The following is an 11,346-nucleotide window of genomic DNA, read 5'->3' on the forward strand; positions in this document are numbered from 1 at the left end:
GGGCACGGTGTCGGTCTTCGGACCATTCACTACCCGCACGTTCTGGACCGGACGGCGCGCGCGGACTGGTTCGAAGTAATCTCGGAAAACTTCATGATTGCCGGCGGCCGGCCTCTGCAGATATTGGAGAAGGCCCGCGAACTTGCGCCGGTCGTTCTTCACGGCGTGTCGCTCAATATCGGCGGAACCGATCCTCTGAGAGAGGACTATCTGACCGAACTCGAATTGTTGATTCAACGGTTCGCTCCGGCGTGGGTTTCCGATCATCTTTGTTGGGGAGCCGTCGGCGGACGCTTTGCCCACGATCTCTTGCCGCTTCCCTACACTGAAGAAACCGTGGCGCACGTGGCCGCGCGAATCCGCCAGGTTCAGGACCGGCTTGGACGCCGCATCCTGATGGAGAATGTTTCGAGCTACCTCACCTATTCAGTTTCGTCCATGCCGGAATGGGTGTTCGTTTCTGCCGTCGCCGAGGAAGCCGATTGCGGCATTCTGTTGGACGTAAACAACATCTACGTCAACGCAATCAACCACGGCTTCTCTCCGCTGGAATATCTTTCGGGAATTCCCAGTGAGCGGGTCGGGCAGATTCACCTGGCCGGTCACAGCAGCTCGGGAGATTTGCTGATCGACACTCACGACCATCCCGTTCCGACGCCGGTGTGGCGGCTCTATCGCGAGGCGGTGCGACGTTTCGGGCGGGTATCAACGCTCGTGGAATGGGACGATCAGATACCTCCTTTTGAAGAACTCCTGGCCGAAGCAAATCGCGCGCGTGAAATTGAGGGCGAGGTACTCAATGCCAGCTCCATCTCTCTATGAAGTGCAGCGCTTGTTCTGGGAATCTGTAGCGGTCCAGCCCGGCCGAGACTCGATTGCACCCACCTTTGTCCGCATGGTTCGCGGGTACGACGACAGCGATCGGAAAACACGAATCGGTGTTTACGCAGACGCTTACTTTTTGCGGCTCCGCGATGTCCTGCGCGAAGACGTCCCTCGCGTAGCCGCTTTGGCCGGCCCCGCGCAATTTGATGAGATTGTCAAAGGTTATCTTGAGGCGTTTCCTTCGCGGTGGCCGTCGGTGCGTCACCTGGGCCACGCGCTGTCTGAATTCCTCCGGCACAGAACAGACACGCCCAAGTGCCTTGCCGATCTCGCCGAACTCGAATGGGCTCGCATCGAGGTTTTTGACGCACCCGATGCTGAATGTGTCACGATCGAGGACCTTATTTCCGTTCCTGCAGATGCCTGGCCGACTCTGCACTTCTCCGCGATACCCGCGATCAAAACTTTGCAAGCTCAATATCCCGTGCAGCGCCTTTGGTCTGGTGACTCATCCCTCGACGTGTCAGCGGAAGAGACTACGCTGCGTGTCTGGCGCGCAAATGACTGCCGAGTGTTTCATGCGCCGATGGATGAGCGGGAGTCAGCGGCGCTCACGAAGATGATCTCGGGCGAGCCGTTCGCGACAATCTGTGAAACATTCGCTGACTTGCCCGAGGCTGGAGCGGCGCAAGAATCGGCGGCGCTTCTGGTACGATGGATTGAGGACGGAATCATCCATCGAATCGACCAAGCGGCGTAGCCTACGAACCACTTCCATTCTTGAGTTTGTTGTCCAGGATCCTGCTGACAAGAGACTTCGGCATTATCGTTTCGCCGGAATCGCGCGAGTCTTCCGCTGTCCGCTTGGCCGCGCTAATTGTCAGCTCATATCCTTTCAGATACTCCGAGCATCGGGCGCACTCCCCGCGGTGCTGCAAGAACGATCGACGATCCACATCGCTCAATTCATCGTCTCGTAATCTACGAATCAGGCCGACGAACTCGCGGCAAGTCAATTCACTACGCTGCACGGTTTGCTTCCTTCTCATCAGAGCCTTTCGATGCCGTCGTGTTGGAAGGATGTCTGGCAGTCACACATGCAAAATCCTTTGCGAAACACAGATCCAGTGTCCAATCGAGCGCGACCCTCATCTTCTTTTCGAGCCGCGGGAGCTTGAACAGGTAAATTGTGCGCCAAAGCCACCAGGCTAGAAATCCCGAAAAATTGAGGCCGAAAACATTCGCCACCCCGGAGCGCCGGCCGATTGCGGCGAGCCGCCCTAACGTCGAGAAGTGAAACGGTCTCTTCCTTCCTCTCAGGATATCTGCGGCGACGTTGCGTGCAACGCATCTGCCTTCGCGGATCGCGTGCTGAGCGGTAGGTGGATGGAATCCTCCGGTCTTGCGGTCGGGAATCGACGCGCAATCGCCCAGCGCCCAAACGCCGGGAAATTCTTTAACTTCGAGGTATTCATTAACCAGAATCCGTCCGCCGCTTTTCGGCATCGGCAAAGCTGCGACCAGTGGATTGGGCGCATTGCCGGCCGCCCAAATCAGCGTGGTGGCGGAGATTGTCCTCCTATCCGAGAGCTCGACGATACCGTCGCGCACGCCTGTGACTCGCGCGCTCGTGATTATCTCAACCCCGCGGGCAGCCAGCTTCCGTTGCGCGTAAGCCCCCAGCTTGCTGCCCAATTCCGGCAGGATGAACTCGTCGGACGATACAAGAATCGTGCGGACAAATTCCGGCGTCAGGTTTGGATAAAAACGGATTGCGTCGCGCACAAAGTCATTAATTCCACCCAGCGTCTCGACGCCGGCGAAACCAGCACCGACTACCACAAAGGTGAGCAGAGGCTGCCGCTGCCCGGCCGCGCATTCAGAGTTCGCCTCTTCGAGATGCGTGATCAGACGGTTCCTCAATTCGATCGCGTCGTCCAGCGTCTTGATAGTCAGCGCCGCATCCCGGACCCCCGGCAGTCCGAAGAAATTCGTGCTCGAACCGAGCGCGATTATCAGATGGTTGTACGAGAGCTCGTGAACGTGGCGGTCGAAGCCATGGGTGACTGCGACACATCGTCGTTCGAGATCTATGGTTTCTATATCCCCGGTGAAGGTCTTCACTCGCGATAGCATCTTGCGAAGAGGATTGACGATGGTGTTCATCTCGAGATCGCTCGCCGCCACCTCATGCAGCATCGGCGTGAATAGAAAGTAGTTGTCGCGCGTCACCAGTGTGATGCTTACGTCGTGGCGGGCGCGCAGCGCTCGTTCCAGTTCAATTGCGGCGTAGATGCCACCGAACCCGCCGCCGAGTATGAGGATACGACAGCCGCAATCTACGCTTCCTTCGGATCCAGAGGGACCCCCGCATCCATCCTCATAATTTTCAGCTTGATTCATTTGATATTCCCGCGCGGGAACCGTCGCAACTGCCGGATTGTTCCATAGCTTAGATGCGTCTCAGGACGGCGCGGTTTCATCATTTCCGTTGGAATACAGGCGGATTGCCACTAGAATCGAGGAGTCAAGAATCCCTGCCTATCGAGGCGACTTCTGTCTGATGGGTGCGAAGCAAATGACGGCTCAGACTCCTTCCGATGACGCGGCGCTGCGCGAGATCGTCGAGGGCGTGGAATCGGAAACGGGCGATCGTTTCTTCTACTCGCTCGTCAAACACCTCGCATCGGCACTCGGCTGCGAGTACGCGTTTGTATCCGAACTACTCGTAGATCGTCTGCGGTTTCGGACGCTTGCTGTGTGGGGACGCGGAACTTTCCTGGAAAACTTCGAAACCCCGCTCGACGGTACTCCGTGCGAAGCTGTGCTGAACGGCAAGTCCTCCCATCATCCCGAACGGATCTGCCAGCTCTTTCCCGCGGACGTCGGTCTTATACGGTGGCGCGTTGAGAGCTATTGCGGCGTCCCCCTGATCGATTCGTCAGGAACCGTCGTCGGCCACCTGGCGATCCTGTCCGAGCAGCCCATGCCGGATGGGCCTCGTGGACTTGCGATCATGCGGATCTTTGCCGCCAGAGCGCGTGCCGAATTAGAGCGCCTGCGCACCGAGGATGCGCTGCGCCATGCCAACGAGGCGTTGGTACAAAGCGAAGAGCGCTTTCGCGACTTGTTCGACGAGGCTCCGATAGCCTACGTGCATGAGGGCCTGGACTCCCGGTTTATCGAGGCTAACCGCACGGCGATGAGGATTCTCGGGCTTAAGCCTGAAGAGATCGCCGAGATGACGGGGAAGTCTTTGGTGCCCGATATTCCCGAGGCCCAGCGCCGCCTGGGCGAGTGGCTTGACTCAATGGGGCACGGGACCGCTACTACCGGCACCGTCCTTGAGCTGCGCCGCAAGGACGACGGCAAGCCTGTGTGGATTCAGTGCTGGTCCAGGCCAGCCCCCGACGGCAGTTACACGCGCACTATGTTCATCGATGTGACGGATCGCGTGCTGATGGAGCGGGAGAAGGCGCGCCTCGAAGCTCAAAACACTTACCTGATTGAAGAGATCAAGGAAACGCACAACTTCGAGGAGATTGTCGGGAAGAGCCGGGCTCTCGCCGAGGTGATCGAAAAGGTAAAGCTCGTCTCGAGCACGGATTCGTCGGTTCTTATTCTGGGGGAAACCGGCACCGGCAAGGAGTTGGTGGCGCGCGCCGTACACTCGAACAGCGCGCGTAGGAATCGGCCGCTGGTCAAGGTGAATTGCGCAGCGCTTCCAGTTGGCCTCATCGAAAGCGAGTTGTTCGGGCATGAGAAGGGAGCCTTCACCGGCGCGATCGATCGCCGCATCGGCCGTTTCGAGCTCGCGCACGGCGGAACAATCTTCCTGGACGAGATCGGCGACATGCCGCCGGATTTGCAGGCGAAGCTGCTGCGTGTTCTCCAGGAGCAGGAATTCGAACGGGTCGGTGGGTCGAATCTGATCAAGGTTGATGTGCGCGTGATCGCAGCAACCAATCGGGATCTTTTCCGATCTGCTTCCGAGGGAACTTTCCGGCAGGACTTGTACTACCGACTAAACGTTTTTCCAGTTCAAATGCCCCCGCTGCGCGAGCGCTGCGAAGATATTCCGCCGCTGGTGCACTACTTCGTCCGCCGCTTCAGCCTGAAAATCGGGCGCAAGATCACTCGCATCCAGCGGGAGACGATGGAACGGCTGATGAACTACAGCTGGCCCGGAAATGTGCGCGAGCTCGAAAACGTGATCGAGCGCGCGGTAATCCTGTCGACGGGAATCGAGCTTGAGGTCGGTCCCGGTGTTTTACCAGAGATCGCTGCTGTTGCTAGCGCGCAAGCATTCGTGCCGCGGCCGGTGCCGGTGGAAAAGGGTCCAGAAGCTCCTTCGCCCCAAAGCATCGATCAGGTGGAACGCAATCACATTCTCGAAGTTCTGATGCGAACCAACTGGCGAATCGAAGGATCTGACGGAGCTGCGGCGTTGCTGCACCTCAATCCAAGCACTCTTCGCAGCCGAATGAAAAAGCTCGGCGTTCAGCGGAGCACACAAGCAGTTTCGTAGATCTGCGATATATCGCGGGCGAGTGTCGCGGCTCGCGGCCTTCAAAGAGTTAAATCCCCGAAATCGTTGCGATCCTGATCGTGGTCTGCGCCTTGCTCTGACTGAGGCCATGATAAGAATCACTGTCGTTTCCCGTGAGAACAGAGCAACTCGAGTTATCGTCGAGGGCCGGATAAACAAGGCCTCGTCCTTCGAATTGGCTGGAGTATGCGACCCGCATCTTGCCGTTGGAAATAGCATCGAGCTCGATCTGTCGGCTGTGACGTTTGCGGACAGTGAGGGCGTTACCCTTGTGCGCGATCTGATTAGGAGAGGTTGCACATTGGAGGAATGCTCGGAGCTGGTGCGCACGCTGGTCGAGGATCGCTCACCGCAATCGCCAAAGTCGAACTGCGCAGGCAACGAAAACGAACGCGAGTTGCTCGCGCAGCTACGCGCCGGTGACGAGGACGCCTTCGGCCTGGTGGTTCAGCGATATGGTGGACGAATGCTGGCGACCGCGCGCAGATTTCTGAACAACGAGTGTGACGCGCAGGATGCTGTCCAGGAGGCGTTCGCCTCTGCATTTCGCGCGCTCAACAAATTCAATGGCGACGCGATGCTTTCTACCTGGCTTCATCGCATTGTCGTGAACGCGTCGCTCGTGCAGTTGCGATCCAGGCGCCGCCGGAGTGAGCAACGCATAGAGCCGCTACTGCCGCGTTTCGATCACGACGGCGAGTGGGTCGATGATCCAGCGACCCGGGCCGACGCCACCGAGACAATTCTCGAGCGTCGCGACTCGCGTGAGATGGTGCGGCGCTGCATCGAGCGACTACCCGACAAATACCGCTGCGTCCTTCTGCTGCGCGATATCGAAGAACTGGATACCGAGGAGACCGCGCGATCTCTCGCGACTACGGCTAACACCGTCAAGGTGCGGCTCCATCGGGCTCGACAGGCACTCAAGACGCTCATCGAGCGAGACTCTGCGGTCCTATCGGATATTTCGAACCGTGCCCAATCATCTGATCGCAATTGCGCCACGTCAGTCTAGTGTTAGCGCAAATGACCAAGACCCTGAGACTCTTTTTCCCCGTTGCGCTTGCCGTTCTGGCAGTTGCACATTCGGCATTTGCGCAATACGGAGGCCAGGGCCTTGGTAGTGCCCTCAGCAGCGATCCTTTATCGCACCAGAGTCAGGTTCGTGCCGGCGTAGACGATATTGCAAGCCGTGCGTCACAAGAGACTCCGTTCAAGATCATCAAAGACGTAAAGCTGGGCCTCAAAGATGCGGATCCCGATGTGCGCGTGAGCGAGTTGACAAAGCTGCGCGATCTGCAGGATCCCGAGGTCAATCAGATCCTGATTCAATCGATGGCCGATGAGGATTTGCGCGTGAAGCTGAAGGCCATTGACATCCTCGGCGCCCGGCAAGCTAACGCGGCGGTTGCAGCTATGTCATCGATGTTGTTTCTGCGATCTACGGAACAAATCGTAAAACTTCATCTGGTATCGGAGCTAGGCCGAATCGGCGACGCGCAAGGCACGCTGATAGTTTCCAAGACCTTGCCTCGTCCGTGTCGAACCAACCTGATCAGTCAGTAGTCAATATGTTGAACCCAGGCTCGCTGCGAGTTTGGGCACTGACATGTACATCAGTAATGATAAGCGTCGTTCCTGGCGAAACTGCTGTGCGCAAGTGTTCAAGAAATTCTGGCGCAATGGTCACTTGCTTCACCAGTGCCTTGATATCTGGCGCCTGGGCGCTGCCGAAGCTTGAGGTCGATGTCCAGTCGCGAAGTCCGTTCGGGTCGAATTTGTCGAGGGCTGAGTAGACAAAGCTTCCAGAGCCCTGGGCCAAACCGGTCGAGGGCACAGCGGCGCGTCCGATCTCGATGCCATTGCGGTAAGCGTAGATCTGCTGATCCGCAGTACTCAATATAATAGACAAAGGGCCGGTCGGGGCTTTCTCCGGATGCCACTCAAAACCGCCCACGGCCAGTGGCGGCGTGGACGGTGCGCCGGTCTTGCCCGATAACAAACGCGCAGGCTCCGCCGTTTCGCCTGGCGCAAATTTGTCGTCGGTAACAATTACGTTCGTACCGTTGTTTGTGACGGAATAAAGTCTTTCGGCGAAATCAATCGGCAGCCGCACACACCCGTGCGACGCGGGATAACCGGGCAGGTGACCGGCGTGCATGGCGATGCCGCTCCACGTCAGGCGCTGCATATGCGGCATCTTTGCCCCTTTGTAGATGCTCGATTCGTGACGGACCTTTTTCTGCAAGATAGTGAACATTCCGGTCGGAGTCGGATGGCCTTTTGTTCCGGTGCTGACAGTCGAGAAACCGATGCGGACGCCGTTGCGGTAGACGTACATTTTCTGTTCCGGAAGACTGACGATGATCACGACTGGTCCAGCGGGTGAAATCTCAGGATGCCAGACGTAATCGCCGGGCTTGAACGCGGGCGTGAACGGCTCAACTTCCCTGCCCTTTGTATGTCCAGCCCCATTTGCGGTCAGCGAGGTGGTAAGAATGAGAATGAGGATAGCCAGGATCGCGAGCTGCCGTTTCATCAAGATTGCGTATCGTCGAAAGATGCGGCCAGTGTTCACTCGGAAATCGCAATGCACTTCAAGTCTCTCGCAGGCCGCGTTGCCGGATACGGCAACCGACAGTATGGTACTAGAAACTCTAAAACAGCCGAAAAGTCTAGAAGGAAATACAAGGGTCGGTCCAAAGCCGATCAGGAGCCCGGTGTTCTTTCTGTCAGGCTAGGGGACGCGCAGCCGTTCCGCGCCACGAGGCGCAAAGTCTAGATCGTCATCGGTGCGCTCCACCGCAAGGTTCACATCGAGCGACACATGAGGGTTCTGACACTGATTCCAGCTCACTGCGGACTGAAATTGCGCTCGCCGAAATCGAACCGCGTACGCATCGCGCCTCGGCTCTCTTCCCCTTTCCCTGTGAGGGAGAGGATGAAGGTGAGGGTCCGCTTAGAGCGCGCGTTTCGCGCGCGATTCAAGATTCTGCCGCTGTTCGGTGCCGTATTTTTCAGATCCGCTAGCATTTAACTGTTCAAGGCATCGCTGAGTATCTTCATAGGAAAGATCGATCCATCGCCGAGCCATCGCGACGATCATCCAGCGCACCTGTTGATGCGCGCGAGGCGTGAACTGGACGCCGACCCCGGAGCGCGTAATCCTGTTGCCGTGGCGCAAGCGGTTCAAGCAACTGAGACCGTCGAAGGCATTCTCGATCAGGTCCTGTTCGTCAACGACAAGAACGGCTACTCGGTCGCCGTCGTCGTCATCCCGCAAGAGCATGGCGATTTTCGCCGCGTCACTGTCGTCGGCAATCTCGCGGGCCTCGAAGTCGGCGCGACCATCCGCGCCGTCGGCGGCTTCGAAAAGCATCCGCGCTTCGGTGAGCAGTTCCATGTCGTCGACTTCGAGACGCTGCGGCCTGCGGGAGCCGTCGCGATCGAACGTTACCTCGCATCGGAAATAAAGGGCATCGGCCCCAGGCTCGCGCGCCGAATCGCTGAACATTTCGGCGACACGCTCGGTGAAGTGCTCGACAACGCGCCCGAACGGATGCGCGAAGTTCCGGGCATCGGCGCTGCGGCCGCGCGATTGATCGCGACTGCATGGCGCGACGCGTCGGGCCTGCGCGAGCTCACCGTTTTTCTGCGCGGGCACGGACTCGCCGCCACACACGCGCGACGAATCCACAAATTCTACGGCAAGGACGCCCTCGACGTAGTGAAACGCGATCCATACGTGCTCGCGCGCACGATTCACGGCATCGGATTCCGCACCGCCGATGCTATCGCCGAAAAACTCGGCATCCCGCGCAACTCGATCCAGCGCGCGCGCGCCGCCGTCCTCTACATCCTCGAACGCATGTCCGACGAGGGCCACGTCTATTCGCCCTTCGAATATCTCGAAGGCCAGTTCCGCACCGCGCTCGAGATGGACCCAGACCTCGCGCACGACGCCGTCAACGAGCTCGCCGCCAGCGGTGAAGTGATCGCCGAAGAAGCCGACGATCACATCGCGATTTATCTCGCCCGCCTGCACGAGGCCGAAGTTAACGTCGCCACGCGAATCGCTGAACTGAACGCCGGACGCGCGATGAATAAAGATCTGATCGATCGCGCCGTCGCCGCCGCGATCAAATCGTCAGCTCTCGATCTTTCCCCCGAGCAAAAGAGCGCGCTGCGATGCGCTCTCGCGAGCCGCGTCACCGTCATCACCGGCGGCCCCGGCACCGGCAAGACTACGTTGCTTCGCTCGCTGCTGGTCGCGCTCGCCGACGTCGGTTTGAAGCCGACATTAGCCGCACCCACTGGACGCGCCGCGCGCCGGCTCCAGGACGCGGCGGGCCGCGACGCAAAGACGATCCATCGCCTGCTCGAATACGATCCGCAGAGCGGCGGCTTCATCCGCGGCAAGAATTTCCCGCTCCGCACCAACTATCTGATCATCGACGAAGCCTCGATGATGGACGTTGAGCTCGCCTCGAGTCTGCTCTCCGCGCTGATGCCGAATTGTTCGCTGCTGCTGGTCGGCGATCGCGATCAACTCCCGTCCGTCGGCCCCGGCAGCGTGCTCAAGGACGTGATCGCGTCCGACTTCGTGCCGGTGGTGCAGTTGAAAGAAGTCTATCGGCAGGCGCGCCGCAGTTTGATCGTCGCCAACGCGCATCGCCTGAACCGCGGCGAGTTCCCGCAGATCTCCAACGACGCCGAAGGCGACTTCTTTTTCTTCGAGCGCAACGCCGCCGAGGACGTACTCGCGACCATCAAGCAACTCGTGCAGCAGCGGCTGATAGGGCGCTTCGGAATCAGCGACCCGCGCGAAATCCAGGTGCTGACCCCGATGAATCGCGGCCCGCTCGGCACGCATACTCTGAATCGTGAGCTGCAAGCATTGCTGAATCCCGCAGGACGCGAAATCCGCTCCGGCGATCGAACTTTTCGAGAGGGCGACCGCGTAATCCAGTTGCGCAACAATTATGACAAGGGAGTGTTCAACGGCTCGATCGGTCGAATTGCTGAAATCAACAGTGAAAAAGCGCGCGTTAGAGTTGCGTTCGAAGAGACGCACGCCGAGTACGACCTGTCCGAGCTCGACGAACTCGCGCTCGCCTACGCCATCTCAGTGCACAAGAGCCAGGGCAGCCAGTATCCCGCGATCGTGATGCCGATACATTCGACCCACTACCTGATGCTCCGTCGCAACCTGCTTTACACTGCGATTACACGGGCCGAGCGTGTGTGCGTCCTGGTCGGAACCAAGAGTGCGTTGCAACAGGCGGTGCGCAATCAGGACGAGCGCCTGCGCTTCTCGCGCCTTGCGCAGCGGCTACATGTCGATTGATCGCTAGTGATTCAACAGGGCGTAGACCACCCAGACTATAAATCCGAGTACTACCATCGCGATGCCCGCCGGGATCAGCGTCGCGCAAAATGCCCGCCACGCCGAGAATCGATGCACTTCGGCAAGACAGTACACCCCGACGATACTTCCCCAGATTGCCAGCACCGCTTCCGCGACACCGACCTTGTAAAACGCGGGATCGATTTGCAGCATCGCAGCCGCAGTCGGATGCGGTATCGCGATGCCGGAGAGGACCGCTGTCAGCAGGATGATCTCGGCGGCGATCGCCGGCACCTGCGCCCACGCCAGCGCCGATCGCACTTCGACCTGGCTCGCGACGCCGCCGATCAGACCGCCCGACCATCTCAAGATCGCGCCGGAAATGTACAGCGAGACAATTCCGAGGACCGCGCCAAATGCGGCCGAGAAGGCGACCTCGATTGGCCACAGCACCGACAGGTTCGCACTATTGTCGATCGCCTTCGACCACTGATTCGCCAGCGCACCGGCCGCCGGCCCGATCGCCGCGAGCGCGATTACATAGCGCTTCGGATCGGTCTCGACGATACGCCGGATCGTCGCGCGTGGTTCTGTCCAAATCGTGAAGAAAGGTGTGATCGAGCCG

At 59.0% G+C, this 11,346-nt stretch carries 9 protein-coding genes; 6 read left to right on the top strand and 3 right to left on the bottom strand.

Going from position 1 to position 11,346, the window contains the following annotated elements:
• Together WB650_RS19660 and WB650_RS19665 are read left to right on the top strand one after the other, a co-directional pair.
• A partial coding sequence (locus WB650_RS19660) for a DUF692 domain-containing protein (RefSeq protein WP_423961702.1) occupies window positions 1-822 on the top strand: 822 nt, incomplete at its 5' end.
• A gap of 1 nt (window position 823) precedes the next feature.
• Window positions 824-1,585 (top strand): putative DNA-binding domain-containing protein, encoded by a 762-nt coding sequence (locus WB650_RS19665; protein WP_422303532.1) that lies wholly within the window; start codon window positions 824-826, stop codon window positions 1,583-1,585.
• 260 nt (window positions 1,586-1,845) lie between these two features.
• On the opposite strand, the gene WB650_RS19670 is transcribed toward WB650_RS19665, so the two are convergent.
• Window positions 1,846-3,228 carry an NAD(P)/FAD-dependent oxidoreductase gene (locus WB650_RS19670; RefSeq protein WP_422303533.1) on the bottom strand — a complete coding sequence of 461 codons (1,383 nt, stop codon included), beginning with the start codon at window positions 3,226-3,228 and terminating at the stop codon, window positions 1,846-1,848.
• A gap of 175 nt (window positions 3,229-3,403) precedes the next feature.
• Between WB650_RS19670 and WB650_RS19675 the strand changes: the two genes are divergently transcribed.
• The 3 genes from WB650_RS19675 (at window position 3,404) to WB650_RS19685 (ending at window position 6,940) form a co-directional block, all read left to right on the top strand.
• Window positions 3,404-5,353: a sigma-54 interaction domain-containing protein gene (locus WB650_RS19675; RefSeq protein ID WP_423961704.1), complete on the top strand. Its 1,950-nt coding sequence runs from the start codon at window positions 3,404-3,406 to the stop codon at window positions 5,351-5,353.
• A gap of 322 nt (window positions 5,354-5,675) precedes the next feature.
• On the top strand, window positions 5,676-6,389 hold the full coding sequence (locus WB650_RS19680; RefSeq protein WP_422303535.1) for a sigma-70 family RNA polymerase sigma factor: 714 nt from the start codon (window positions 5,676-5,678) through the stop codon (window positions 6,387-6,389).
• An 11-nt stretch (window positions 6,390-6,400) separates the two neighbouring features.
• Complete coding sequence (locus WB650_RS19685; protein ID WP_422303536.1) at window positions 6,401-6,940, top strand: HEAT repeat domain-containing protein; 540 nt, start codon at window positions 6,401-6,403, stop codon at window positions 6,938-6,940.
• On the opposite strand, the gene WB650_RS19690 is transcribed toward WB650_RS19685, so the two are convergent.
• Window positions 6,930-7,913: a L,D-transpeptidase gene (locus tag WB650_RS19690; RefSeq protein WP_422303537.1), complete on the bottom strand. Its 984-nt coding sequence runs from the start codon at window positions 7,911-7,913 to the stop codon at window positions 6,930-6,932. The genes WB650_RS19685 and WB650_RS19690 overlap by 11 nt on opposite strands.
• 636 nt (window positions 7,914-8,549) lie before the next feature.
• Between WB650_RS19690 and WB650_RS19695 the strand changes: the two genes are divergently transcribed.
• On the top strand, window positions 8,550-10,721 hold the full coding sequence (locus WB650_RS19695; RefSeq protein ID WP_423961706.1) for an SF1B family DNA helicase RecD2: 2,172 nt from the start codon (window positions 8,550-8,552) through the stop codon (window positions 10,719-10,721).
• A gap of 3 nt (window positions 10,722-10,724) precedes the next feature.
• On the opposite strand, the gene WB650_RS19700 is transcribed toward WB650_RS19695, so the two are convergent.
• Window positions 10,725-11,346 (bottom strand): YIP1 family protein (locus WB650_RS19700; protein ID WP_422304659.1); only part of this gene is annotated, 622 nt, incomplete at its 5' end.

The organism is Binatus sp. (SeqCode) (assembly GCF_049584895.1).
Classification (GTDB): Bacteria; Desulfobacterota; Binatia; order Binatales; family Binataceae; genus Binatus.

What these genes read in the sequence shown, in the direction of transcription:
- WB650_RS19670 (WP_422303533.1), bottom strand. Translation starts at nt 3,228, where the DNA reads ATGAATCAAGCTGAAAATTATGAGGATGGATGCGGGGGTCCCTCTGGA.
- WB650_RS19675 (WP_423961704.1), top strand. Translation starts at nt 3,404, where the DNA reads ATGACGGCTCAGACTCCTTCCGATGACGCGGCGCTGCGCGAGATCGTC.
- WB650_RS19685 (WP_422303536.1), top strand. Translation starts at nt 6,401, where the DNA reads ATGACCAAGACCCTGAGACTCTTTTTCCCCGTTGCGCTTGCCGTTCTG.
- WB650_RS19690 (WP_422303537.1), bottom strand. Translation starts at nt 7,913, where the DNA reads ATGAAACGGCAGCTCGCGATCCTGGCTATCCTCATTCTCATTCTTACC.